The organism is Plantibacter sp. Leaf1 (assembly GCF_001421315.1).
Classification (GTDB): domain Bacteria; phylum Actinomycetota; class Actinomycetes; order Actinomycetales; family Microbacteriaceae; genus Plantibacter.
In genome coordinates, this window is record NZ_LMJX01000002.1 from 137841 (window position 1) to 163731 (window position 25891).

At 67.5% G+C, this 25891-nt stretch carries 23 protein-coding genes; 16 read left to right on the top strand and 7 right to left on the bottom strand.

The genetic code is table 11. The annotated features are described in order from the left end of the window. Positions 1–94: 94 nt before the first annotated feature. From dnaE to ASE44_RS02935, 4 genes are read left to right on the top strand one after another with little or no spacing between them, the layout of a single operon-like run. Positions 95–3613 carry a DNA polymerase III subunit alpha gene (gene dnaE, locus ASE44_RS02920; protein WP_082455738.1) on the top strand — a complete coding sequence of 1173 codons (3519 nt, stop codon included), beginning with the start codon at positions 95–97 and terminating at the stop codon, positions 3611–3613. A gap of 60 nt (positions 3614–3673) precedes the next feature. Then, positions 3674–5044 carry a histidinol dehydrogenase gene (gene hisD, locus ASE44_RS02925; RefSeq protein ID WP_056777337.1) on the top strand — a complete coding sequence of 457 codons (1371 nt, stop codon included), beginning with the start codon at positions 3674–3676 and terminating at the stop codon, positions 5042–5044. Further along, entirely contained in the window at positions 5044–5532 is a 489-nt protein-coding gene (gene nrdR, locus ASE44_RS02930) for a transcriptional regulator NrdR (RefSeq protein WP_056777339.1), read from the top strand. The genes hisD and nrdR overlap by 1 nt, the downstream gene beginning before the upstream one ends. A gap of 3 nt (positions 5533–5535) precedes the next feature. After that, a complete protein-coding gene (locus ASE44_RS02935; protein ID WP_056777341.1) occupies positions 5536–6573 on the top strand; it encodes a quinone-dependent dihydroorotate dehydrogenase in 1038 nt (345 codons plus the stop codon). A 68-nt stretch (positions 6574–6641) separates the two neighbouring features. Here ASE44_RS02935 and ASE44_RS02940 read toward each other — a convergent pair whose 3' ends face one another. Further along, positions 6642–7241 carry a DUF3043 domain-containing protein gene (locus ASE44_RS02940; protein WP_056005465.1) on the bottom strand — a complete coding sequence of 200 codons (600 nt, stop codon included), beginning with the start codon at positions 7239–7241 and terminating at the stop codon, positions 6642–6644. A gap of 43 nt (positions 7242–7284) precedes the next feature. On the opposite strand from ASE44_RS02940, the gene ASE44_RS02945 reads away from it, so the two are divergent. The 6 genes from ASE44_RS02945 to ASE44_RS02970 all read left to right on the top strand — a co-directional run bounded on the left by ASE44_RS02945 (position 7285) and on the right by ASE44_RS02970 (position 12870). Then, positions 7285–8727, top strand: a complete 1443-nt coding sequence (locus ASE44_RS02945) for a dipeptidase (protein ID WP_056777343.1) — start codon at positions 7285–7287, stop codon at positions 8725–8727. Positions 8728–8835: 108 nt separating this feature from the next. Continuing rightward, a complete protein-coding gene (erpA, locus tag ASE44_RS02950) occupies positions 8836–9201 on the top strand; it encodes an iron-sulfur cluster insertion protein ErpA (protein ID WP_056005471.1) in 366 nt (121 codons plus the stop codon). 162 nt (positions 9202–9363) lie between these two features. Continuing rightward, a complete protein-coding gene (gene coxB, locus ASE44_RS02955) occupies positions 9364–10266 on the top strand; it encodes a cytochrome c oxidase subunit II (protein ID WP_056005474.1) in 903 nt (300 codons plus the stop codon). After that, positions 10263–11990 (top strand): cytochrome c oxidase subunit I, encoded by a 1728-nt coding sequence (gene ctaD, locus ASE44_RS02960; RefSeq protein WP_056005477.1) that lies wholly within the window; start codon positions 10263–10265, stop codon positions 11988–11990. Before coxB ends, ctaD begins: the two co-directional genes overlap by 4 nt. A gap of 5 nt (positions 11991–11995) precedes the next feature. After that, on the top strand, positions 11996–12418 hold the full coding sequence (locus tag ASE44_RS02965; RefSeq protein WP_056005480.1) for a cytochrome c oxidase subunit 4: 423 nt from the start codon (positions 11996–11998) through the stop codon (positions 12416–12418). Beyond that, entirely contained in the window at positions 12418–12870 is a 453-nt protein-coding gene (locus tag ASE44_RS02970) for a GNAT family N-acetyltransferase (protein ID WP_056777346.1), read from the top strand. Before ASE44_RS02965 ends, ASE44_RS02970 begins: the two co-directional genes overlap by 1 nt. Positions 12871–13583: 713 nt before the next feature. On the opposite strand, the gene ASE44_RS02975 is transcribed toward ASE44_RS02970, so the two are convergent. From ASE44_RS02975 to ASE44_RS02990, 4 genes are read right to left on the bottom strand one after another with little or no spacing between them, the layout of a single operon-like run. Further along, complete coding sequence (locus ASE44_RS02975) at positions 13584–15218, bottom strand: ubiquinol-cytochrome c reductase cytochrome b subunit (RefSeq protein WP_056005486.1); 1635 nt, start codon at positions 15216–15218, stop codon at positions 13584–13586. After that, entirely contained in the window at positions 15215–16300 is a 1086-nt protein-coding gene (locus tag ASE44_RS02980; protein WP_056005489.1) for a ubiquinol-cytochrome c reductase iron-sulfur subunit, read from the bottom strand. The genes ASE44_RS02975 and ASE44_RS02980 overlap by 4 nt, the downstream gene beginning before the upstream one ends. Before the next feature lie 35 nt (positions 16301–16335). Beyond that, a complete protein-coding gene (locus ASE44_RS02985) occupies positions 16336–17181 on the bottom strand; it encodes a cytochrome c (protein WP_056005492.1) in 846 nt (281 codons plus the stop codon). Between the two features lie 18 nt (positions 17182–17199). After that, on the bottom strand, positions 17200–17868 hold the full coding sequence (locus tag ASE44_RS02990; protein WP_082455740.1) for a heme-copper oxidase subunit III: 669 nt from the start codon (positions 17866–17868) through the stop codon (positions 17200–17202). A gap of 143 nt (positions 17869–18011) precedes the next feature. On the opposite strand from ASE44_RS02990, the gene trpD reads away from it, so the two are divergent. The 5 genes from trpD (at position 18012) to ASE44_RS03015 (ending at position 21861) form a co-directional block, all read left to right on the top strand. After that, a complete protein-coding gene (trpD, locus tag ASE44_RS02995) occupies positions 18012–19073 on the top strand; it encodes an anthranilate phosphoribosyltransferase (protein ID WP_056005495.1) in 1062 nt (353 codons plus the stop codon). Between the two features lie 118 nt (positions 19074–19191). Further along, positions 19192–20193, top strand: a complete 1002-nt coding sequence (dhaK, locus tag ASE44_RS03000) for a dihydroxyacetone kinase subunit DhaK (RefSeq protein WP_056005499.1) — start codon at positions 19192–19194, stop codon at positions 20191–20193. A gap of 4 nt (positions 20194–20197) precedes the next feature. Continuing rightward, positions 20198–20842: a dihydroxyacetone kinase subunit DhaL gene (gene dhaL / locus ASE44_RS03005; RefSeq protein WP_056777349.1), complete on the top strand. Its 645-nt coding sequence runs from the start codon at positions 20198–20200 to the stop codon at positions 20840–20842. Continuing rightward, complete coding sequence (gene dhaM / locus ASE44_RS03010) at positions 20839–21546, top strand: dihydroxyacetone kinase phosphoryl donor subunit DhaM (protein WP_056777352.1); 708 nt, start codon at positions 20839–20841, stop codon at positions 21544–21546. The genes dhaL and dhaM overlap by 4 nt, the downstream gene beginning before the upstream one ends. A 90-nt stretch (positions 21547–21636) precedes the next feature. Beyond that, entirely contained in the window at positions 21637–21861 is a 225-nt protein-coding gene (locus tag ASE44_RS03015; RefSeq protein ID WP_056005509.1) for a hypothetical protein, read from the top strand. Positions 21862–21883: 22 nt separating this feature from the next. On the opposite strand, the gene ASE44_RS03020 is transcribed toward ASE44_RS03015, so the two are convergent. Together ASE44_RS03020 and ASE44_RS03025 are read right to left on the bottom strand one after the other, a co-directional pair. Continuing rightward, positions 21884–22462 (bottom strand): TetR/AcrR family transcriptional regulator, encoded by a 579-nt coding sequence (locus tag ASE44_RS03020; protein ID WP_082455742.1) that lies wholly within the window; start codon positions 22460–22462, stop codon positions 21884–21886. 277 nt (positions 22463–22739) lie between these two features. Continuing rightward, a complete protein-coding gene (locus ASE44_RS03025) occupies positions 22740–25112 on the bottom strand; it encodes an excinuclease ABC subunit UvrA (RefSeq protein WP_056777356.1) in 2373 nt (790 codons plus the stop codon). Between the two features lie 170 nt (positions 25113–25282). On the opposite strand from ASE44_RS03025, the gene ASE44_RS03030 reads away from it, so the two are divergent. Then, the gene (locus ASE44_RS03030) at positions 25283–25873 is read left to right on the top strand and encodes an HdeD family acid-resistance protein (RefSeq protein ID WP_056777358.1); all 591 of its coding nucleotides are present in this window, start codon (positions 25283–25285) and stop codon (positions 25871–25873) included. The last annotated feature ends 18 nt before the right edge of the window (positions 25874–25891 follow it).

The following is a 25891-nucleotide window of genomic DNA, read 5'->3' on the forward strand; positions in this document are numbered from 1 at the left end:
CCGGGGGCGATGGTCGGAGGCGACGATTAGGCTTGACCAAGACCACCTCGGCGTCCGCGCCGTTCCCCCAGCACGATCCCCGGAGGCGCCGTCCGTGCCCACGTCCACCGATTCGTTCGTCCACCTGCACGTCCACAGCGAGTACTCGATGCTCGACGGCGCGGCCCGGGTGAAGCCCCTCATCCAAGCCGCTGTCGAGCAGGGCATGCCCGCCGTCGCGGTCACCGACCACGGCAACATGTTCGGCGCTTTCGACTTCTGGCGGACGGCCACCGATGCGGGTATCAAGCCGATCATCGGGACCGAGGCGTACATCACCCCGGGGACGGCGCGCGGCGACCGCACCCGGATCAAGTGGGGCGACGGCGGGGGAGACGACGTGTCCGGGGCCGGCGCGTACACGCACATGACCCTCCTCTCGGAGACGACCGAGGGCATGCACAACCTCTTCCGGCTGTCTTCGAAGGCGTCGATCGAGGGGTACTACTTCAAGCCCCGCATGGACCGCGAGATCCTCAGCCAGTACGGCGCCGGCCTCATCGCCACGACCGGATGCCCGAGTGGTGAGGTGCAGACGAGGCTCCGCCTCGGTCAGTACGACGAGGCGGTCAAGGCCGCCGCCGACTTCCGCGACATCTTCGGAGCGGAGAACTACTTCTGCGAGATCATGGACCACGGTCTCGGGATCGAACGCCGGATCATGGGCGATCTCATCAGGCTCTCGAAGGATCTCGGCCTGCCACTCCTCGCGACGAACGACCTGCACTACACGCACGCCGCCGACGCCAAGGCGCACGCGGCGCTGCTCTGCGTGCAGTCCGGCTCCACACTCAACGACCCGAACCGGTTCAAGTTCGACGCGGACGAGTTCTACCTGAAGTCGGCCGACGAGATGCGTCGACTGTTCCGCGAGTACCCCGAGGCGTGCGACAACACCCTCGCGATCGCCGAACGCTGCGAGGTCGCCTTCGACACCTCCGCGAACTACATGCCGCGGTTCCCGGTCCCCGACGGGGAGAACGAGGAGAGCTGGTTCATCAAGGAGGTCGAGGCGGGCCTCCACCAGCGGTACCCGAACGGCATCCCCGCCGACGTCCGCGACCGCGCCAACTACGAGACGCGCGTGATCGTCCAGATGGGGTTCCCCGGCTACTTCCTCGTCGTCGCCGACTTCATCCAGTGGTCGAAGCGCAACGGCATCCGGGTCGGGCCCGGGCGTGGCTCCGGTGCCGGATCGATGGCCGCGTACGCGATGCAGATCACCGACCTCGACCCGCTCCGCCACGGGCTCATCTTCGAGCGGTTCCTCAACCCCGACCGCGTCTCCATGCCCGACTTCGACGTCGACTTCGACGACCGTCGTCGTGGCGAGGTGATCAAGTACGTCACCGAGAAGTACGGCGACGAACGCGTCGCGCAGATCGTCACCTACGGCACGATCAAGGCCAAGCAGGCGTTGAAGGACTCCTCCCGGGTCCTCGGCTTCCCGTTCGGCATGGGCGACAAGTTGACGAAGGCCATGCCGCCGGCGGTCATGGGGAAGGACATCCCGCTCGAGGGCATCCTCGACGCCAAGCACCCGCGCTACAAGGAGGCCGTCGACCTCCGCGGGATCCTCGACACGGATCCCGAGGCGCGCACCGTCTTCGAGACCGCCCTCGGCATCGAGAACCTCAAGCGCCAGTGGGGTGTGCACGCAGCCGGCGTGATCATGTCGAGCGACCCGCTCATCGACATCATCCCGATCATGAAGCGTGAGCAGGACGGCCAGATCGTCACGCAGTTCGACTACCCGGCGTGCGAGTCGCTCGGACTGATCAAGATGGACTTCCTCGGGTTGCGCAACCTGACGATCATCAACGACGCCCTCGACAACATCAAGAGCAACCGGAACATCGACCTCGTCCTCGAAGACCTCGAGCTCGACGACCGGGGCGCGTACGAGCTGCTGTCCCGGGGCGACACGCTCGGCGTGTTCCAGCTCGACGGCGGACCGATGCGCGCGTTGCTGCGTCTCATGAAGCCTGACAACTTCGAGGACATCTCGGCACTCATCGCGCTGTACCGTCCGGGCCCCATGGGCGCGAACTCGCACACGAACTACGCCCTCCGCAAGAACGGCCTGCAGGAGATCACCCCGATCCATCCGCAGCTCGAGGAGCCGCTGTCCGAGATCCTGTCGACGAGCTACGGGCTGATCATCTACCAGGAGCAGGTGATGGCGATCGCGCAGAAGGTCGCCGGCTTCTCCCTCGGACAAGCCGACATCCTCCGACGAGCGATGGGCAAGAAGAAGAAGTCCGAACTGGACAAGCAGTTCGAGGGCTTCTCCGGCGGCATGGTGGCCAACGGGTTCTCGATGGAAGCGGTCAACAAACTGTGGGAGATCCTGCTCCCGTTCTCCGACTACGCGTTCAACAAGGCCCACTCGGCGGCGTACGGGGTCATCTCCTACTGGACGGCCTACCTCAAGGCCCACTACCCGGCGGAGTACATGGCCGGGCTGCTGACGAGTGTCGGCGACTCCAAGGACAAGATGGCGCTCTACCTCAACGAGTGCCGCCGGATGGGCATCCAGGTCCTGCCGCCGGACGTCAACGAATCGATCGGGTTCTTCGCGGCCGTCGGCGAGGACATCCGCTTCGGGCTCGGCGCCGTCCGCAACGTGGGGTCGAACGTGGTCGAACTCATCCGTCAGGCACGCGAGCGTGAGGGGCGGTTCACCTCCTTCCACGACTTCCTGCGCAAGGTGCCGCTGCCCGTGGCCAACAAGCGGACGATCGAGTCGCTGATCAAGGCCGGTGCGTTCGACTCCATGGGCGACAGCCGACGAGCGCTCTACGAGATCCACGAGGACGCGGTCGACTCGGTCGTGAAGGACAAGCGCGCCGAAGCGTCGGGGAGCATCGGCTTCGACTTCGACAGCCTGTTCGCCGAGGTCGGTGAGGTGCCGCTCGCGAGCGTCCCCGAACGACCCGACTGGAGCAAGCGCGACAAGCTCAACTTCGAGCGCGAGATGCTCGGGCTGTACGTCTCCGACCACCCGCTGGCCGGTCTCGAGATCGAACTCGCGAAGCATGCGACGACGACCATCACCGACCTCATGACCGCCGAGAACATGGACGGCGAGACCGTCGTCATCTCGGGGCTCGTCACGAGCGTCCAACACCGCATCGCGAAGGCGTCCGGCAATCAGTACGGCATGATCCAGGTCGAGGACTTCGGCGGCGAGATGACCGCCATGTTCATGGGCAAGGCCTACCAGGAGTTCGCGTCAGAACTCGTCGGCGACTCCATCGTGGTCGTGCGTGGCCGCGTCAGCGTCCGCGACGACGGGATGAACCTGCATGCTTACAGCATCTTCTCGCCAGAGCTCCCTGAGGCGGGTGCCGATCGCATGCTGCAGCTGACGATGGCGGACGCCCGCGCGACGACTGAGACGGTGATGACCCTTCGCGACATGCTCTCGAGACACGCAGGCTCGACCGAGGTCCGACTGAAGCTCTTCCGGGGCGATGTCGCGCGGGTGTTCGAGTTGCCGCATCGGGTCAGCGTGTCCTCCGGGCTCTTCGGTGAGCTGAAGTCGTTGCTCGGCCCGAACTGTCTCGGTTGACGCGTTGCACACCACGTCGCCGGCGGGACACGACGCCGTGAACGGTAGGCTGTGACGGCCATGATCACCACCATTGACCTCAGGGGCGTCCGGCCGAGCCGGACCGAGCTCCTGGAGATGCTGCCCCGTCCCGTCGTCGACGTCACCGCCGCAGCCCATGCGGCGCAGTCGCTGATCGACGCTGTGCGGACCGAGGGTTCCGCTGCGTTGTCGGCCCAGTCCGACCGGTTCGACGGCGGACGGCCGGAGCACCTCCGCGTACCCCAGGCTGAGATCGACGCGGCGGTGGCCGCACTGGACCCGGCGGTGCGCGCCGCACTCGTCGAGGCCATCGACCGGGTTCGCGAGGCGACGCGAGCGCAGGTCCCGCCGGAGCGCACCACCACGCTCGGCGAGGGAGCGACCGTCGTACAGCGGTGGGCGCCCGTCGGCCGGGTCGGGCTGTACGTGCCCGGGGGCAAGGCCGTCTACCCGTCGAGCGTCGTCATGAACGTCGTCCCGGCGCAGGAGGCCGGGGTCGGCTCCGTCGCGCTCGCGTCCCCACCGCAGCGCGAGTTCGACAATCGTGTGCACCCCACCATCCTCGGAGCCGCCGGTCTCCTCGGGGTCACGGAGGTGTACGCCATGGGCGGGGCCGGAGCCATCGGCGCCTTCGCCTACGGGGTCCCGGACATCGCCCTGGACCCGGTCGACGTCGTGACGGGTCCAGGGAACATCTTCGTCGCAGCGGCGAAGCGCCTCGTGAAGGGGCAGGTCGGGATCGACGCCGAGGCCGGTACCACCGAGATCCTGGTCATCGCCGATGCCTCCGCAGACGCCAGACTCGTGGCCGCCGACCTCGTCAGCCAGGCCGAGCACGACGAGGCCGCGGCGTCGTTGCTCGTCACCGACGACGAGGCCCTCGCCATCGCCGTCCAGGACTGGTTGCGTCGCTATGCAGCCGGCACCCGCCACGGCGCCCGCGTCGTCCAAGCCCTCGCCGGCCCGCAGTCCGCCATCGTGCTCGTCGACGACCTGGAGGCCGCCGTCGCATTCAGCAACGCCTACGGACCGGAGCACCTCGAGGTCCAGACCGCCGACCCGGAGGCACTGCTCGGCGCCATCACGAACGCCGGCGCCATCTTCCTGGGTGAGCACACCCCGGTGAGCCTGGGTGACTACCTCGCCGGCTCCAACCACGTCCTTCCGACGGGAGGACAGGCCCGCTTCTCGTCCGGCCTGGGCGCCTTCACCTTCCTCCGCCCACAGCAGGTCGTCCGGTACGACGAGCCCGCGCTCCGCCAGGTCTCGAGCCACATCGTCGCCCTGTCGTCGTCCGAGGACCTCCCCGCGCACGGTGAAGCGGTGACGGCGCGTTTCGGCCTCGTCGGCGCCGAGACCCGCGCAGCCGAGGAGCACACCGAGCACGCCACACCCGAGGGAGCCGTCTGATGTACTGCCCGTTCTGCCGCCACCCCGACTCCCGCGTCATCGACTCTCGGACGAGCGACGACGGGCTCGCGATCCGTCGGCGCCGGCAGTGCCCGGAGTGCGGGCGGCGGTTCAGCACGATGGAGACCTCGAGCCTCGGCGTGATCAAGCGCTCCGGTGTCGTGGAGCCGTTCAGTCGGGAGAAGGTCGTGAGCGGCGTCAGGAAGGCGTGCCAGGGTCGTCCGGTGACGGATTCCGACCTCGCGGTGCTCGCGCAGCGCGTGGAGGAGTCCATCCGGGCGACGGGTGCATCGCAGATCGACGCGAACGACATCGGTCTGGCGATCCTCGCACCGCTGCGGGAGCTCGACGAGGTCGCCTACCTCCGGTTCGCCAGCGTCTACCAGGCGTTCGAGTCCTTGGACGACTTCGAGTCGGCCATTGCGCTTCTCCGGGTCGAACACGCCGCGGGCAAGTCGAACGCCGACGAGCCGATCGTGGAGCGCTGAGTCGTGTACCGGTTCCTCTTCACCCACGTCCTGGCGAAGCTCGACCCGGAGCGCGCCCATCACCTCGCGTTCGACGTGATCCGTGCGCTTCCGTCCACCGGTCTCGGATCCGTCATCAGGCGGTGGACCGCACCCCGGACCGACCAGTCCGTCGAGGCGCTCGGCCTCCGGTTCGAGACCCCGTTCGGTGTCGCCGCCGGGTTCGACAAGGACGGCAAGGGGGTGCTCGGGCTCGGGCTCCTGGGCTTCGGCCACGTCGAGGTCGGCACCATCACGGCGATCCCGCAGGCTGGCAATCCGAAGCCACGCCTCTTCCGCCTCGTCCCGGACCGTGCGGTGATCAACCGCATGGGCTTCAACAACGAGGGTGCCGCATCCGCCGCGCCACGACTGGCGCGGACGGCCCGCGTCGTCAGGCGTCCCGTCCTCGGGGTGAACATCGGCAAGAGTCGTGTCGTGGACGTCGCCGACGCCACGGCCGACTACGTCTCGAGCGCCACCCTGCTGGCACCCACGGCCGACTACCTCGTGGTCAACGTCAGTTCACCGAACACCCCTGGTCTCCGAGGTCTCCAGGAGCTCGATCAGCTGTCGCCCCTCCTGGACGCGGTGCGTGCCGCCGCCGGAACGACACCGCTCCTCGTGAAGATCGCACCGGACCTCACGGACGCTGAAGTGGACCGCATCGCTCAGCTCGTCGTCGACCTGGGGCTCGACGGGATCATCGCGACGAACACGACGATCTCCCGTGACGGCCTCGAGACCGACCGGTCGACCGTGGAGGCTGCCGGTGCCGGTGGACTCTCCGGCGCGCCACTCGCCGACCGGTCGATCGCGGTCCTGCGACGGATCCGCGCCATCGTCCCGGCGGAGCTGTGCGTGATCTCCGTCGGCGGTGTCGAGACCGCCGCGGACGTGCGGGAACGGCTCGACGCCGGTGCAACGCTCGTCCAGGGGTACACGGCGTTCCTGTACCGCGGTCCGCTCTGGGCGCGGCAGATCAACCGTGGGCTCGATCGCCTCGCCAGAGCCGGTCGCTGAGCTGATCTCGCGGCACTGACGACGAACGCCCGCCGGTCTGGGACCGGCGGGCGTTCGTGGTGCGGGACTTACTTGTTGGGGAACTGACCGCGCTTCACCTGCGGCTTCGGCAGGCGGAGCGGGCGCAGCTGCAGAGCGCGCATGGCGGCGTACCAGCGCACGCGCGGCTCGTCCTGGCCGAACTTCGCTCGGAGCGCCTTCCGGACACGGAAGCCGAGGAAGAAGCAGTCGGCGATGGCGATGATGAAGAAGACCCAGAGGGTCAGCATGCCGTAGACCTGGATCTCGGGGACCGGCATGAACGTGAGGATGATCACGAGGAACATGACGGGGATCATGAACTCGCCGATATTGAACCGGGCGTCGACGTAGTCGCGGACGAACTTCTTCTGCGGGCCGCGTTCGCGAGCCGGGAGGAACTTGTCGTCGCCCGCCGCCATGCCGGCCTGTGCTCGTCGTCGAGCCTCGGCCTGCTGGGCCTTCGCCGCGCGTGAGGCCTCCTTGCGGTCGGAGGGGACGAGCGGACGCTTGTTCTGCGCCTCGCGTTCGGCGCGCGACGGCGTCGGGCGGCCCTTCGCCTCCTTGGCGCCGCGGGCGAGGCGCTCGGCGGTCTGCGCCGCGGTCTCGACGAGGGGCTCTGATGCTGGGGTGCTCTGCTGTTTGGCCACGGTGGAACGTCCTTGATCGGGGGATTCGCTTAAGATTACTCGCATGACGACAGGTACCACGACGGAATCGGCCCAAGATCCACACAACGACCAGGAACTCCTCGACCGACTCCGCGAATCGGTCGCGGGCGCACTGCCCTCCTCGATCGCCGACCTGTCGGCACTCGTGCGGATCCCATCGGTGTCCTGGTCGGCGTTCGACGCCGCCGAGGTGGCCCGAAGCGCCGAGGCCGTCGCCGAACTCGCGCGCGATCTCGGTGTGTTCGACGAGGTCTCGGTGCGCCGTGCCGCCGTCGACGGGGGCACGGAGCTCGGGCAGCCCGCGGTCCTCGCCCGGCGCGAGGCCCGCAACGGTCGCCCGACCGTCCTGCTCTACGCGCACCACGACGTCCAGCCGCCCGGAAGCGACGACAAGTGGGAGTCGCCGCCCTTCGAGCCGACCGTCCGCGACGGCCGCCTCTACGGGCGCGGCGCGGCCGACGACAAAGCCGGCGTGATGTCCCACATCGCGGCGATCCGCGCGGTGACCGAGGTGCTCGGCTCCGATCTCGACCTCGGCATCGTCCTGTTCATCGAGGGGGAGGAGGAGTTCGGATCACGATCGTTCGGCTCGTTCCTGGAGGAGCACCGCGAGACCCTCGCAGCCGACGTCATCGTCGTCGCCGACAGCGACAACTGGGACGAACGGACTCCGGCCCTCACGATTGGCCTGCGCGGCAATGTGACGTTCCGGCTGAGCGTGAAGACGCTCGACCACGCCTCGCACTCGGGGATGCTCGGGGGAGCGGTGCCCGACGCCATGCTCGCGGTCGTCACCCTGCTCGCGACCCTGTGGGACGCCGACGGTTCCGTGGCGGTCGAGGGGCTCACCTCGCACGACGCCGTCACCCCCGAGTTCGACGAGGCACAGCTCCGCGCGGAGTCCGGCCTCGCCGACGGTGTCTCGCCCATCGGTCGGGGTTCCATCCTCAGCCGGATCTGGTCCCAGCCCGCGATCACCGTCACCGGGATCGACGCACCGACCGTGGCCAACGCCTCGAACACCCTCATTCCGGAGGTGGCCGTCCGCATCAGTGCGCGGATCGCCCCCGGCCAGGACCCGGCGGACGCCTACCGAGCCCTCGAGACGCACCTCATGGCCCACGCGCCCTTCGGAGCGCAACTGACCATCGACGAGGTCGACCAGGGGAGTCCGTTCCTCGTCGACACGACCGGCTGGGCCGTCGCCGAGGCGAAGCGCGCCATGCACGACGCCTGGGAGGTCGAGCCGGTGGAGATGGGTGTCGGCGGATCCATCCCGTTCATCGCCGACCTCGTCCGGGTCTTCCCGGAGGCGCAGATCCTGGTGACGGGCGTCGAGGACCCGCACTCGAGGGCGCACAGCCCGAACGAGTCGCTGCACCTCGGGGTGTTCCAGAAGGCGATCCTCACCGAGGCGGTCCTCCTCGGTCGGCTCGCCTCGGCGCCCAAGCCCTCGGCCGGGTGATCCGCGTCGGTGGGAACACCCCCGGCATCATGGGGTGCGCCCGCCGCCCCGAGCGGTAGAATGACAGACAGGCGTCGTCCGGCGCCGCCAGACCTCGCGAGGAGCATCATGAGCGACACCATCCTGACCGAGACCAAGATCGACGCGGCCCACGGCGTCGGACTCTCCGACACGGCGGCGCAGAAGGTCAAGAGCCTCCTCGAGCAGGAGGGTCGCGACGACCTCCGCCTGCGCGTCGCCGTCCAGCCCGGCGGCTGCTCCGGACTCATCTACCAGCTCTACTTCGACGAGCGCATGCTCGACGGCGACGCGACCGTCGACTTCGACGGCGTCGAGGTCATCGTCGACAAGATGAGCGTCCCCTACCTCGACGGCGCCTCGATCGACTTCGAGGACACCATCCAGAAGCAGGGGTTCACCATCGACAACCCCAACGCCGAGGGCAGCTGCGCCTGCGGCGACAGCTTCCACTGAGGCAGATTCTTCCTGAAGGGGAAATCACCCGGTCCCGGGTGGTTTCCCCTTCGACATTCCGGTCACGATCCGGCACCGCGGACGCGAATGGTCCGGCGTTCACCACCCATCCCCACTAGACTGGGAGGCGATCCACAGGTGTGTATTCGAAAGGTTTCAGAGGTGCGCTCGACTCGTCGTCTCAGATGGGCTGCCATTCCGGTCGCAGCCACACTCGCCATAGTCCTGGCGGGTTGTACGCAGGCGGAACTACATGGTTACCTGCCGGGATTCGTCGAGGGCGAATCTCCCGTCACGAACCACACGGACCGCATCGCGGGCCTGTGGGTGACCGCCTGGCTGGTGCTGCTGGCCGTCGGCGTGGTGACGTGGGGGCTCATCATCTGGGCCGTCATCGTCTACCGCCGCCGCAAGGGCCAGACGGGCCTCCCCGTGCAGCTCCGGTACAACATGCCGATCGAGATCTTCTACACGGTCGTCCCGCTCATCCTGGTGCTCGGCTTCTTCGCCTTCACGGCGCGCGACCAGAACGCGATCGAGACCCAGTACGAGGATCCCGACGTCGCGATCGAGGTCTTCGCCAAGCAGTGGGCCTGGGACTTCGTGTACGACGAGGCCGTCAACGGCCAGGACGTCTGGACCGCAGGCGTGCAGGCCGACGAGAAGCCCGGTGGCGTCATCGACCAGGACGCGCTCCCCACCCTGTACCTGCCCGTCGGCAAGACGGTGAAGATCGCGCTGCAGTCGCGCGACGTCATCCACTCCTTCTGGGTCATCGACTTCCTCTACAAGAAGGACATGTTCCCGGGGAAGACCAACTACATGTCCTTCACGCCCGAGCGTGAGGGAACCTACGCCGGCAAGTGCGCCGAGCTGTGTGGCGAGTACCACTCGCTCATGCTCTTCAACGTGAAGGTCGTCTCGCAGGCCGAGTACGACAAGCACCTGGAAGACCTGGCCGACTCCGGCAACATCGGTGACTACGGCACGGAATACGACCGCAACAGCAACCTCCCCGGCACCAAGGCGCCGGCAGGTCTCGAAGAGCACGGAGACGGGGAATGACCTCCACCACGCTTCCTGCAGGCCAAGCGAGCGTCGTCGGACGCACCTCGGTCGAGCGCAAGGGCAACATCCTGGTCAAGTGGATCACCTCCACCGACCACAAGACCATCGGGTACATGTACCTGATCGCCTCGTTCATCTTCTTCTGCCTCGGTGGCGTCATGGCGCTCATCATCCGTGCGCAGCTCTTCGAGCCCGGCGGAACGATCGTCGAGACGAAGGAGCAGTACAACCAGCTGTTCACGATGCACGGCACGATCATGCTGCTCATGTTCGCGACGCCGCTCTTCGCCGGCTTCGCGAACGCGCTCATGCCACTGCAGATCGGCGCACCGGACGTCGCCTTCCCGCGGCTGAACGCCTTCGCCTTCTGGCTCTACGCCTTCGGCAGCCTCATCGCCGTCGGTGGCTTCCTCACCCCGCAGGGTGCAGCGGCCTTCGGCTGGTTCGCGTATGCGCCATTGTCGAGTACGACCTTCTCACCGGGCCTCGGAGGGAATCTCTGGGTACTCGGTCTGGCACTGAGCGGGTTCGGAACCATCCTCGGTGGCGTCAACTTCATCACCACGATCATCACCATGCGCGCTCCCGGCATGACGATGTTCCGCATGCCGATCTTCACGTGGAACGTGCTCGTGACGTCGATCCTCGTCCTCATGGCGTTCCCGGTCCTCGCCGCCGCGCTCTTCGGTCTCGCCGCGGACCGCGTGTTCGACGCCCACATCTACGATGCCGCGAACGGTGGCGTCATCCTGTGGCAGCACCTGTTCTGGTTCTTCGGTCACCCTGAGGTCTACATCATCGCGCTGCCGTTCTTCGGCATCGTGTCGGAGATCTTCCCGGTGTTCAGCCGCAAGCCGATCTTCGGTTACAAGACCCTGATCTACGCGACGATCGCCATCGCAGCCCTCTCCGTGACCGTGTGGGCGCACCACATGTACGTCACCGGCTCCGTGCTGCTGCCGTTCTTCGCGCTCATGACGATGCTCATCGCGGTTCCGACCGGTGTGAAGATCTTCAACTGGCTCGGCACCATGTGGCGCGGCTCCGTCACCTTCGAGACCCCGATGCTCTGGTCGATCGGCTTCCTGATCACCTTCGTCTTCGGTGGGCTCACCGGTGTCATCCTCGCGTCTCCGCCGCTCGACTTCCACGTCTCCGACTCGTACTTCGTCGTGGCGCACTTCCACTACGTCGTCTTCGGCACGGTCGTGTTCGCCATGTTCGCCGGCTTCTACTTCTGGTGGCCGAAGTGGACCGGCAAGATGCTCAACGAGAAGCTCGGCTACTGGCACTTCTGGCTGCTGTTCATCGGCTTCCACACGACGTTCCTGATCCAGCACTGGCTCGGCGTCATCGGGTTCCCGCGTCGGTACGCGACGTACTCGCCGGAAGACGGCTTCACGTGGATGAACCAGCTGTCCACCGTCGGGTCGTTCATCCTGGCGATCTCACTGCTGCCGTTCTTCCTGAACGTGTACGTCACGATCCGCAAGGCTCCCCGGGTGACCGAGGACGACCCGTGGGGTTACGGCGGATCGCTCGAATGGGCGACCAGCTCGCCGCCCCCGCGTCACAACTTCGTGTCGATCCCGCGCATCCGTTCGGAGCGCCCGGCGTTCGACCTCCACCACCCTGAGGTCGGTATCCCGGTCGGCGTCGGTCCTGCGAAGGACGCGCCTGACGCACCCACGCTCGACGTCGACTCCGGAAAGGTGAAGTAGCCTCCATGCGCGCCAATATCATCCTCTTCACGATCCTCACGGTGTTCTGTGCGCTCCTCTGTGCGGTCTACACGGTGTGGTCGCTCATCGACCCGCTGCACGGCCGCGTCGAGTGGGTCGGAACGGTCACGCTGGCTCTCGCGGCCATCCTGAGCGCCTTCCTCGGCTTCTACCTCAGCCGTGTCCACAAGAGCCAGGGAGCCGAGCTCCCCGAGGACACCCTCACGGCGAACATCGATGACGGCGACCCGGAGATCGGGCACTTCAGCCCGTGGAGCTGGTGGCCGATCATCCTCGCCGGTGCGTGTGGTCTGCTCGTGCTGGGTCTGGCCGTCGGCTTCTGGATTGCGATCATCGGGATCCCGCTGGTCGTCATCGCCGTCGTCGGTTGGAACTACGAGTACTACCGCGGATACTTCGCCCGCTGATGGTCGACTCGTTCAGCATCCGCCGGGGTCAGCCCGACGACCGCTCGGCGGTTTTCGGGCTGGCTGACCAGCTCATCACCGGTTCGATCCCACCGGCCGCCGATGACTTCATGACTGCGTACAACAACGTCATGCGTCCCCGCGAAGATGAGACGAACGTGCTGTACGTCGCCGTGGACCAGGACGACCGCGTCGTCGGCTACACGCTGATGACCGTGTCGCGTCTGCTGCATGCCGCGGGTCTCACCGCCCACCTGCAGGAGCTGGTCGTCGATGAGAGCGCCCGCGGTGCGGGTATCGGCTCGGCCCTCGTCGAGGCGAACGAGCACTACGCGGTGGAACGCGGCGCCCGTCAGTTGACGATGTCCACCTCACGCGCCGGAGACTTCTACCGTCGCCTCGGCTACAACGTCACCGCAGAGTTCTACAAGAAGATCCTCCCGCTGGGCTGAGAGCCGAAGCGACGAAGAGCCCTCGAGCACATCGCTCGGGGGCTTTTTCGTGTCCAGCGGGGGATACGCCTCAGCTGCTCGACGACGGCCCGAGCCGGCCGCCTGCGCGGACGCTCATGCGTGCCACCCACCGCCGCCCAACACACTGGCTTACCACCGCGTTCGACGAGCAGCTTGGACGACGACGTCTCCCTCTCCAGGATCCAGCGGAGTGACCCAACCACCAGCAGCACGCGGTCGACGACTGTGAAGCCCCCGCCGGCCAGGGGCGCACAGGCCAGGTCGCAGACGCTGAATCCGGAGCCGGGCTCCTAGGTCCCGAGGATGGCAACCGGAGGCCCTACCCAGAGCCTCTGGGGCCGAGCTCTCCACGGGGTAGATGGGCGGACCAGGTGCGCCACACAACGGTCAGAGCTCACGCGTGGGAGCGCTGTCCGTGTCGCGCGCTGGGAGCCAAGCATGGCCGCCGTCCGTCGGGGGAGCGGACCAGTCCCCGGCGGCGAGACGATGCCGCTGGCCGCGTCCCGATGGCGCCAACGAACCTCCTCCGAGTACGGGACGCCATCCCGCAGTCGATCGTCACACAAGCCCGAAGCTCCCGGCCGGTCGCAGGCTAGGTCCGATGGTCTCCAGCGTCACGCGGTCTGCACGTCGGGAATGAGAGAAGCCCCGCAGTCCGTGTGGACTGCGGGGCTTCCGTCGTGGGGTGATGACTAGTGGTGGTCGCCGTGGGAGCGTTCGATCTCCGTCTGCGTGACCGGAGCGATCCGATCTTCGAAGAACCAGCGCGACATGGCTGCACGGGCCTTCTGCACGCCAGTGATCTTGCCCTTGGCGTTCGGACGGATCATCAACGGCTTGTGGTCGTCGTAGCTCGCCAGACGCCAGCGCTCGTACTCGTCCACCGGCTCGTGGACCTCGATGAACTCGCCACCGGGGAGGCGGACGATGCGTCCGGTCTCGTAACCGTGGAGGAGGATCTCGCGGTCTTTCTTCTGCAGCGCCAGGCAGGTCCGCTTGGCGAGGAAGTACGCGATGACCGGTCCGAGGATGAGGATGGCCTGCAGCGTGTGGATCACGCCTTCCATCGTCACCTTGAAGTGGGTCGCGATGATGTCCGAGCTCGCGGCTGCCCACAGGGCGGCGTAGAACGTGACGCCGGCAGCACCGATGGCGGTGCGGGTCGGCGCGTTGCGCGGGCGGTCGAGGATGTGGTGCTCGCGCTTGTCACCGGTGATCCACGCCTCGACGAACGGGTAGATGAACACCGTGACGATGAACAGGCCCAGGACGAGGACGGGAAGGATGATGTTGAACGAGAACGTGTGGTCCAACAGGACGAACTCGAGGTGCGGTGGCACCAGGCGGAGCGCCCCGTCGGCGAAGCCGATGTACCAGTCGGGCTGCGTACCCGCGGAGACCGGTGAGGGGTCGTATGGGCCGTAGTTCCAGATCGGGTTGATCGTGAAGAGCGACGCGATGAGCATCACGACACCGAAGACGATGAAGAAGAATCCACCCGCCTTCGCGGCGTACACGGGGAGGACGGGGAAGCCGACCACGTTCTGCTCGGTGCGACCGGCACCCGGGAACTGCGTGTGCTTGTGCACGACGACGAACACCAGGTGCAGGGCGATGAAGAGCAGCACCAGCGCGGGGAGCAACAGGATGTGCAGGGTGTAGAGCCGGCCGACGATGTCGGTGCCTGGGAACTCACCGCCGAAGAGCAGGAACGTCGTCCAGGTGCCGATGATCGGCAGACCCTTCACCATGCCGTCGATGATCCGCAGACCGTTACCGGAGAGCAGGTCGTCGGGGAGCGAGTAGCCCGTGAAGCCCTCGGCCATCGCCAGGATGAAGAGGACGAAGCCGATCACCCAGTTGAGCTCGCGCGGCTTGCGGAACGCTCCGGTGAAGAAGATCCGCAGCATGTGCAGGCCGATGGACGCGACGAACAACAGCGCTGCCCAGTGGTGCACCTGACGCATCAGGAGGCCGCCGCGGATGTCGAACGAGATGTCGAGGGTCGACGCCATGGCGACCGACATCTCGATGTTCTTCAGCGGGACGAACGAGCCGTCGTAGTGCACCTCGGCCATGGAGGCCTGGAAGAAGAAGGTGAGGAACGATCCCGACAGCAGGATGATGACGAAGCTGTAGAGGGCCACCTCACCGAGGAGGAACGACCAGTGGTCGGGGAAGATCTTGCGACCGAACTCCTTGACGGCGACCGAGATGGACGTCCGTTCTTCGAGGTAGTTGGCTGCAGCGCCGGTGAAACCACCGGAGCTCTTCGCCGGAGCGGCCTTGGCCTGCTCAGGGGCGCGTGTTGCGGTCGAGGTGCTCAATGACGCTCCCAGAAGCTCGGGCCGACAGGTTCGTGGAAGTCGCTCCGCGCGACGAGGTAACCCTCATCGTCGACGGTGATCGGCAGCTGCGGGAGCGGCCGGGCGGCCGGTCCGAAGATGACCGCGCAGTGGTTCGTGACGTCGAACTGCGACTGGTGGCAAGGGCAGAGGAGGTGGTGCGTCTGCTGCTCGTACAGCGCCACCGGGCACCCGACGTGGGTGCAGACCTTGGAGTAGGCGACGATGCCGTCGTAGGACCAGTCCTTCTTGGACTCCTCCTCGACGAGATCCTCGGGCTTCAACCGCATGAGGAGGACGATCGCCTTGGCCTTCTCGTTGAGGACGTGCTCGGCCTCGTGGAGGTTCTCGGGGATGACGTGGAAGGCGCTTCCGAGCGTGACGTCGGACGCCTTGATCGGCGTGCCGGAGGGGTCGCGAGCGAGACGCGTTCCTTCCTTCCACATCGTGTGCTGCATGAGCTCGACCGGGTCCTCGTCGTACGGCGCGAGGCCGCGGAAGAGGGCGATGCCGGGGAGCGGGAAGACGATGAGCGACCCGATGAGGCTGTTGCGGATGAGCGCACGGCGTCCGATGCCGGACTCGACGTTCGCCTCGTGCATGATCTCGACGGCACGATCGCGGCTGACCTGGTTGCCGCCGACCTTGTGGCGGTAGTCGATGCCCTCCTCGTCGTGCATGAGGGCCTTCCCCCAGTGCACGGCGCCGATACCGATCGCGAGCAGGGCGAGCGCCATGCCGAGACCGATGAAGAGGTTGTTCAACCGGACGGATCCGATGTCCTCCGGCTCGATCGGGAACGCCATGTAGGCGGCGACCGCCCAGACGCTGCCGGCGATCGACAGGTAGAAGAGGGTGTAGACGGCGCGCTCGGCCCGCTTGTCCTTCTTGGGGTCGAGGTCCGTGACGCGCTTCCGGTGCGGAGGCAGACCAGGGTCGGCGATGGCATCGCGGGCGATGACCCCGGTGCCGGTCGCGACCTGCAGCTCCTGCCCGTGGGCGGACGGATCGGCAGACGAGTCGGCGGTCGGGTGACCCGAACCGCTCGAGTTGTCGTGAGCCATTGTGCTCCTTCTTACGTGTTGTCGATCCGCGTCGGTCAGTTCGACTTCGCGGTGATCCAGACGGTGAGGGCGACGATCGAGCCGAGGCCGAAGATCCAGAGGAACAAGCCCTCGGAGACGGGGCCGAGCGAGCCGAGGTCGTTACCGCCCGGTGACGGGTTGGCCTCCATGAACTTGAGCGCGGTGATGATGTCGCGCTTGTCCTCGGGGGAGAGGTTCATGTCGTTGAAGACCGGCATGTTCTGCGGGCCGGTGACCATGGCCTCGTAGATGTGGGCTTCGCTAACGCCCACGAGCGAGGGAGCGTACTTGCCCTCGGTCAGGGCGCCACCGGCTGCAGCGACGTTGTGGCACATGGCGCAGTTGATCCGGAAGAGCTGTGCTCCGTTGGAGGAGTCGCCGGCGGCGTCGAGGTACTGCTCGTCGGGGATCTCCGGGCCGGGGGCCACTGAGGCGACGTACGCGGCCAGCGAGGAGATCTGCTCCTCGGTGAACTGCACGGGCTTCTCGGGAGCCTGCGGGCCCTGGTTCTGCAACGGCATGCGACCCGTACCGACCTGGAAGTCGACCGCGGCAGCGCCGACGCCGAGCAGGCTCGGTCCGGCGGTCGTGCCCTGCATGTCGAGTCCGTGGCAGGTGGCGCAGTTGGCCGAGAACAGCTTCTCGCCCTCGTCGACCGAGGCCTGCGACTTCGCGGCGGCGACGGGCTCGGCGCTGGCCGTGCTGACGCTGACGGCCGCGTACGCTCCGCCGGTCACGAGCAGGCCGATCGCGAGGAGTGCTGCCGAGGCGAAGGGGCTGCGGCGACCGCTCTTGCGGTTCGCGCGAGCGGTCTTCTTGGACGACTTGGTGGCCGTCGGCTGGGTGGGGTCAGTCTTCATGGAGTCAGTCATTCCGGGTTAGCGCAGGATGTAGATGACGAAGTAGAGGCCGATCCACACGACGTCGACGAAGTGCCAGTAGTACGAGACGACGATGGCGCTCGTCGCCTCCTTGTGGCCGAATCGCTTGACCGCGAAGGCGCGGCCGATCACGAGGAGGAAAGCGATCAGGCCGCCGGTCACGTGCAGGCCGTGGAAGCCGGTGGTGAGGTAGAACGCCGAGCCGTACGCGTTCGAGCTGAGGGAGATGCCCTCGCTGACGAGCGTGGCGTACTCGAGCACCTGGCCGGCGACGAAGACGGCGCCCAGGGCGTAGGTGAGGAAGAACCACTCGACCATGCCCCACTTGCGTGGGCTCCAGCCCGTCATGCGGGGCTGCATGCGTTCTGCCGCGAAGACGCCGAACTGGCACGTGAACGACGAGGACACGAGGATGATCGTGTTGATCGTCGAATACGGGACGTTCAAGCGGCCGGCTTCGGCCGCCCACAGCTCGGGAGCCATCGATCGCAGCGTGAAGTAGATCGCGAAGAGGCCGGCGAAGAACATGACCTCGCTGCCCAGCCAGACGATCGTTCCAACGGCGACCGTGTTCGGTCGGTTGATCCGGGGCGCGCTCGGCGCGAGGTTGATTGAGGTGCTCGTCACCCCTCCATTATGGCCGATAGCGCGAGCGGTTTTTCGCATTTCGGGGGCGACGATGGCGTACGGAGCAGTAAGGCTATCCTTATTTCCTGACCGGGATCTTCGGTTCTGCTGCGGAATTCATGTGATCCTCGCCGGGTGGAGCGCCCCGGGCCACGGCGGGTCGCGCTTGTAAGATCGTCGTCATGCCTCTCACGACCTGGCCGACGCTCATCGGCGACCTGCTCGCCGGAACCGATCTCAGCGTGTCCGAGTCCACGTGGGCCATGGAACGCATCATGACGGGGCAGGTCACCGACGCCCAGCTCGCCGGATTCCTCATCGCACTGCGGAGGAAGGGGGAGACGGTCGACGAGATCGTCGGGTTCCGTGACGCGATCCTCGACCACGCGATGCCGCTCGTCGCACCGTCCCGCGCGCTCGACATCGTGGGAACCGGCGGCGACCGGTTCGGGACGGTGAACATCTCGACCACGGCTTCCATCGTCGCTGCGGCGACCGGCATCCCCGTCATCAAGCACGGCAACCGCGCCGCGAGTTCTGCCTCCGGCTCGAGTGACGTGTTGTCCGCCCTCGGCGTCGACCTGGCCTTGCCGACGGAACTGGTGGGGGAGGTGCTCGCATCCACGGGCATCACCTTCGCCTACGCCGCCGCCTTCCACCCGGGCTTCCGCCACGCCGGCGCGGTGCGCGCGGAGCTCGGCGTTCCGACCGTCTTCAACTTCCTCGGCCCGCTCGTCAATCCTGCTCGACCGGAGGCCTCCGCCGTCGGCGTGGCGCATGCCGACCGGATCCCGCTGTTCGTCGGGGTGTTCCAGACGCGCGGAGCCACCGCGCTCGTCTTCCGTGGCGACGACGGTCTCGACGAGCTCACCACGACGGGACACAGTCACCTGTGGGAGGTCACGCGCGGTGCCGTCACCGAACACGACCTCGATCCGCGCGAGCTGGGTATCCGGCGCGCGACGATCGACGACCTGATCGGCGGCGACGCTCAGCACAACGCCGGTGTCGTCCGGGCGACCCTCGCCGGCGAGGAGGGCCCGGTCCGCGACATCGTGCTGTTGAACGCGGCCGCCGGGATCGTGGCGTTCGAACTCTCCGAGGATCCGACGCAGGCCCAACGGCCGATCCTCGACCGGTTCGCCGCCGCGTTGCTGTCCGCGGCGGGCGCGATCGACTCCGGCGCGGCGACGGCCAGACTCGACGCCTGGGTCGAGGCGACCCGCGCCCTCGGTTCGCGCTGATCGACGCCGCGACCACGCCCGACCGGGCCCTACCGGCGGCGCGGCCCAGCGCGTAGGTTGAGACCCGATGCCGGCGCACCCGGCCGGCGGTCCCGAACCGATCTTGCAGGAGGATTCAATGAAGAAGCTCATCAATGATCCGAAGGACGTCGTCGCTGAGGCGGTGGCCGGCTTCGGAGCCGCGCACGCCGATCTCGTCTCCGTGTCCCTCGACCCCGTGTTCATCACGCGCGCGGACGCGCCGGTCGCCGGGAAGGTCGGGATCGTGAGCGGCGGAGGGAGCGGACATGAGCCCCTCCACGGCGGATTCGTCGGGTTCGGCATGCTCGACGCGGCGGTGCCCGGGCCGGTCTTCACCTCACCGACGCCCGACCCGATCGTCGCCGCGACCAAGGCCGTGGACGGGGGCGCCGGGGTGCTCCACATCGTGAAGAACTACACGGGGGACGTGCTCAACTTCGAGACCGCGGCCGACCTCGCGCTGGCCGAGGGGATCGAGGTGCGATCGGTCGTCATCGACGACGACGTCGCCGTCAAGGACTCGCTCTACACCGCCGGACGCCGCGGCGTCGCCGGGACCGTCCTGGTGGAGAAGATCGCGGGTGCCCGGGCAGAGGCCGGGGGAGGGCTCGACGAGGTCGCCGAGGTCGCCCTCAAGGTCAACGCGCGGACGCGCACGATGGGTGTCGCTCTCACCCCTTGCGTCGTCCCGCACGCCGGTGAGCCCAGTTTCACCCTCGCCGACGACGAGATCGAGATCGGCATCGGCATCCACGGCGAGCCGGGTCGCGAACGTATCCCGTTGGAACCGGCGGACCGTATCGTCGACCGGTTGCTCGGCGCCATCCTCGAGGATCTGCCGTATGCGCCGGGTGAACGGGCGCTCGTCCTCGTGAACGGCATGGGCGGGACGCCGCAGCTCGAACTCTTCATCGTGTACCGCCGCGTCGCCGAAGCCCTCGCGGAGCGGGGGATCGAGGTCGCCCGATCGTTGGTCGGCAACTACACGACGAGCCTCGAGATGCAGGGGGTGTCGATCACCCTCCTGAAACTCGACGACGAATTGACCGAATTGTGGGACGCGCCGGTGCAGACCGCCGCGCTCCGGTGGGGACGGTAGACGGATGGCACTGGATGGAGCCTGGGCGATCGCCTGGATGCGGGGGAGTGCTGCGGTGATCTCGGAGCGCCGCGTGGAGCTCATCACGCTCGACCGCGACATCGGCGACGGGGACCACGGTGAGAACCTCGACCGGGGGTTCTCTGCGGTCCTCGGGAAACTGGACGGGCAGCCGGCCGACGCGACGCCCTCGGACATCCTGAAGCTCGCGGCGACGACGCTCATCTCCACGGTCGGCGGCGCCAGCGGACCGCTGTACGGCACGGCACTGCTGAAAGCGTCGATCGCCGTGGCGGGGAAGGCCGAGTTGGATGCGGACGCCGTGGTCGCCTTGCTGACGGCGGCGCGCGACGGGATCGTGCTCCGAGGCAAGGCGACGACCGGCGACAAGACCATGGTCGACGCCTGGACACCGGCCGTCGACACTGCCGCGGACGCCGCCGCCGCGGGGGAGACCCCGGACGGCGTCCTCGCTGCCGCCGCTACGGCGGCCCAGGCCGGTGCCGTGTCGACCGAACCGCTCGTGGCGCGGAAGGGGCGCGCAAGCTACCTCGGTGAGCGTGCGATCGGCCATCGCGATCCCGGCGCGCAGTCGACCGCGTACCTGCTCGGTGCGGCTTCGGCGGCGGCATCGGGGGAGACTGCATGAGCGGCGGACCCGTCGGACTCGTCTTCGTCTCCCACAGCGCGCTGATCGCTGAGGGACTCGTCGACGTGGCCCGCCAGATGGCCCCAGACGCCGCTCTGGCAGCGGCCGGAGGCACCGACGACGGTGGGATCGGCACCAGCTTCGCGCTGGTCTCCGCCGGGATCACCGCCGTCGATGCCGGAGCCGGCGTCGTGGTCCTGTGCGACCTCGGCTCGGCGATCCTGACGGCCGAGACCGCGCTCGACTTCCTCGACGACGCTGTTCGCGCGCGAGTCCGCATCGTGGACGCCCCGCTCGTGGAGGGAGGCGTCGCCGCGGCCGTCGCCGCCCAGACCGGTCGGTCGCTCGACGAGGTCGTCGCGGCCGCCCGGTCCGCCGCCGGCCGACCGGACATGGACGCCCCGAGGACGGAGACCGGATCGGTGACGGCCGGGCCGACGGACACGCCCCACGCCGCAGCGACGGTGAGGCTGCGCAACAAGGACGGTCTCCATGCCAGACCCGCTGCAGAGTTCGTGCGGTCCGCCAGCAGGTTCGCGGCGAACGTCGTCGTGAACGGCAAGGACGCGAAGAGTCTGCTCGGGATCATGTCGCTCGGCCTCGTGAAGGGCGCCGAGGTGCATCTGCAGGCCGACGGGGTCGATGCCGAAGACGCCGTCCAGGCGCTCACGTCGCTCATCGAGTCCGGCTTCGGTGAGGCGTGAGGTCAGCTCCGTCGACGCCGGGCGGAGCACCTCGTGCGTGTCGACGCAACCGGGTGGGCGGTGGGGGAGCGGCGGCGTAGCATCACCCCCATGGATGAACAGACGAAGACGTCGGACACCGATGACCGCCCCTGCACGGTCTGCGGCCATCCGCTCGCCGAGCACACCTTCGATCGGTCCTCGGACCACGATCACTTCATGACCTGTCCGACGCAGGATCGACTGCCGGACCCGGCGGAGTCGTCCATCCCGGTCAACGAATTCGGGATGCCCCTGTGGGAAGAGGACCCGGACCGACAGGCTCCGCCCGCCTGACGACGCGTGGGGTCCTGCCGGGTCACCCCAGATCGAGGAGCGATCGGACGGCGACGCTCAGGCGGCCGGCGGGCCGCTGCTCGTCATCGTCGACGGCCTCGCCGTCGATGATCCATCGTGTCCATCGGGCCAGGCGCTCCGGTGGGACATCCGTGCGTGCGGCTCGGGTGCGCACCGCTTCGGTGATGTGCTCCAGGAGGAAGCGGTCGACGAGCTCCGCCTCCTCGACGAGGACGGCTCTCACCTCGGGGAGGTGTGCGGCACCGTGGACCGCTCGGGCGAATCCCGCCTGACGCTCGGCGTCGTGCTCGCGGTCGAGTGCCGTGAGGTAACTCGCAAGGGCCGGCTTCCCGCGGCCGGTGCGCGTGGCGCGGTGGAGGTGTTCCTCGGTCCACGCGGCACTGGCTCGGAGCAGGGTGAGCAGGATGTCGATCTTCGTCGGGAAATAGTGGAACAGGGTTCCGGAGGAGACACGAGCCGCTCGGCAGACGTCGGCCGTCGTGGTGCCTTCGAATCCCTGGGCGGCGAAGCACCGGTATGCCGCGGCGAGGATCACGGTCTGTCGTTCCGTGAAGCGCTGCTGGTCCACTACACGGGGCATGAGCGCCTTCCTGGTTCCTAGAGCGTGCGCTCTAGAGTGAACGCTCTAGGAATTCTAGCCTGGTGAACCAGGGATTACCGTCCGGAAACCGGCGTGGCGGTTCGGCGTACCCGTCCACGCGGACACCGCACGAGCCGGAGATGGAAGGAGGGCCCTGGATCACTGAGTTGACATAATGCGCATTATCAGCTCTTTCCAGCCCGCCGCGAGCGGGGTCGGATCAGCTCACCAGGTCACGGATCACCGAACCGGAAATCGCTTTGACGGTCAGCCTGCGTCAGGCGCCCACGTACCGCGCCAGATGTTCTGCAGTCAGGGTCGATCGCGCTTCGATGAGTGCTCCGGGCGTCCCGGCGAACACCAGGCGCCCGCCGTCGTGACCCGCGCCGGGCCCCAGATCGACGATCCAGTCCGCGTGAGCCATCACCGCCTGATGGTGCTCGATGACGATCACCGACTTGCCCGAGTCCACCAGGCGGTCGAGCAACCCGAGCAGCTGTTCCACGTCGGCGAGGTGCAGGCCCGTCGTCGGCTCGTCCAGGATGTAGACGTCGCCGGCGTCGGCCATCTGCGTCGCCAGCTTGAGCCGCTGGCGTTCACCGCCCGACAGGGTCGTCAACGGCTGGCCGAGGCTGAGGTACCCCAGTCCGACATCCGCGAGTCGGGCCAGGATCGCGTGTGCGGCGGGCGTCCGGGCCGGCCCCTCGTCGAAGAACGCCTCGGCCTCTGTCACGGACATGGCGAGCACGTCACTGATGTCCCGCTCCCCCAAGTGATATTCCAGAACGGAAGCGTCGAAGCGGCGGCCCTCGCATACCTCGCAGACGGCCGAGACGCTCGCCATGACACCGAGATCGGTGAAGACGACACCGGCACCGTTGCAGTTCGGGCAGGCTCCGGCCGAGTTCGAGCTGAACAGCGCGGGCTTCACACCGTTCGCCTTCGCGAACGCCTTGCGGATGGGCTCGAGCAGGCCGGTGTAGGTCGCCGGGTTGCTGCGACGCGAGCCGCGGATCGGACTCTGGTCCACCGTCACGACGCCCGGACGTCCGGCGATCGAACCGTGGATGAGGGAGCTCTTCCCTGATCCGGCGACGCCCGTGACGACCACCAGGACGCCCAGTGGTACGTCGACGTCGACGCCCTGGAGGTTGTGCCGATCTGCTCCGCGGACCTCGATGACCCCCGTCGGACGACGTACATCCGGCTTCAGTGCCGCCCGGTCGTCGAGGTGGCGTCCGGTGAGGGTGTCGCTGGCCCGCAGACCGTCGACCGTCCCCTCGAACATCACCTGTCCCCCGCTCCTGCCGGCTCCGGGGCCGAGGTCGACGACGTGGTCGGCGATCGTGATCGTCTCCGGTTTGTGTTCCACGACGAGGACGGTGTTGCCTTTGTCGCGGAGTCGCAGGAGGAGTTCGTTCATCCGCTGGATGTCGTGGGGGTGCAGTCCGACGGTCGGCTCGTCGAAGACATACGTCACATCGGTGAGTGACGATCCGAGATGGCGGATCATCTTGGTCCGCTGTGCTTCGCCACCCGAGAGGGTACCGGTGGCACGGTCGAGGGACAGGTACCCCAGCCCGATGGCGACGAAGGAGTCCAAGGTCTCCTGGAGGACCGTCAGCAGCGGCCGCACCGACGGCTCGTCGAGCCCCCGGACCCACGCCGCGAGGTCGCTGATCTGCATCGCGCACAGCTCCGCGATGTTCCGTCCGGCGATACGGGAGCTCCGTGCGCCCTCGCTCAGACGGGTCCCCTGGCACGCGGGACAGGTGGTGAAGGTGACGGCACGGTCCACGAAGGCGCGGATGTGTGGCTGCATCGCCTCACGATCCTTCGAGAGGAAGGACTTCTGCACCTTCGGGATCAGACCCTCGTAGGTCATGTTGATGTCGCCGACCTTGACCTTCACAGGCTCCTTGTGGAGGAAGTCGTGGAGCTCGCGCTCCGTGTAGTCCTGGATGGGTTTGTCCGCGTCGAGGAAGCCGGACCCGGTGAAGATGCGCACACCCCACCCGTCCGGCGTGTAGCCGGGGATGGTGAGCGCGCCCTCGTTGAGCGACTTCGTGGCGTCGTAGAGCTGGGAGCGGTCGATGTCGTTCACCGTGCCCATGCCCTCGCACTGCGGGCACATCCCGCCGGTGATCGAGAAGCTCCGCCGCTCCTTCGTGCTCTGTCCCCCACGCTCGATGGTCACCGCTCCGGCGCCGCTGATCGAGGCGACGTTGAAGGAGAACGCCTGCGGCGATCCGATGGCCGGGTCTCCGAGCCGACTGAAGAGGATGCGCAACATGGTGTTCGCGTCGGTCGCCGTGCCGACCGTCGACCGCGAGTTCGAGCCCATCCGCTCCTGATCGACGATGATCGCCGTGGTGAGGCCTTCGAGCACGTCGACGTCCGGGCGTGCCTGCGACGGCATGAAGCCCTGGACGAAGGCGCTGTAGGTCTCGTTGATCATGCGCTGGGACTCGGCCGCGATCGTCCCGAACACGAGCGAGCTCTTCCCCGAGCCGGACACACCGGTGAAGACCGTCAGGCGACGCTTCGGGAGCTCGACGTCGACGTTTCGGAGATTGTGCTCACGGGCGCCCTTGACCCGGATCACGTCGTGGGTGTCGGCGACCCGGGTGTCATGCGATGCGGCGTCCATGGCGATCAGCGTAGCCGCCGTGCTCGGTCGGCGTCCGACCGACGAAGGCGGCCGTCGAGGTGACTTCCGAGGTCATGCTGGGAAAACCCTGTACGGATGCGTCACACTGATGGCAGGCGGTCCGATCGCTCGGAGGCGCCACCGCACCGTCCACCTGTCAGGAGCCGACCATGACCGAACCCGTGACCACCTACACCTTGAATGCGGCGAAACTCACCGCCGGGCAGATCTCCGGCGTCCGTTGGGCGTTCGCCGTCGGCGGTGTCCTCACCATCCTCCTCGGAGTCTTCCTGCTGCTCGCGCCGAAGGCTTCGCTCGTCGCCGTCGCCTGGATCTTCGCGATCTACTTCCTCATCGCCGGGATCGCCCGCATCGTTCGCGGCGTCCTCGCGCGGGAGCACGGTGGACTCTGGAGGGTCCTCACCATCGTGTTCGGCGTGCTGCTCCTCGCGGCAGGCGTCTACATCGTCATCGACCCGTTGCTCGGTATCGGCGCGCTCGTCTTCGTGATCGGCCTCTCCTGGATCGTCGAAGGCGTCGCCTCACTGTTCGACGCAGCACCGGACGTGTCGCGGTGGATCACGGTCCTCTACGGGGTGATCAGTGTCGTCGCCGGCGTGTTCGTGCTCGCGAATCCGCTCCTCGCCGCCTTCACGCTGCTGCTCGTCACTGCGTTCTTCCTTATCGCCGCCGGCGTCGTCGAGATCATCCAGGCGGTCACCTTCGGTAAGCAGGTGAAGCGGGCCGGGCTCGCCGGCTGAACACGGCCGGAACACGCA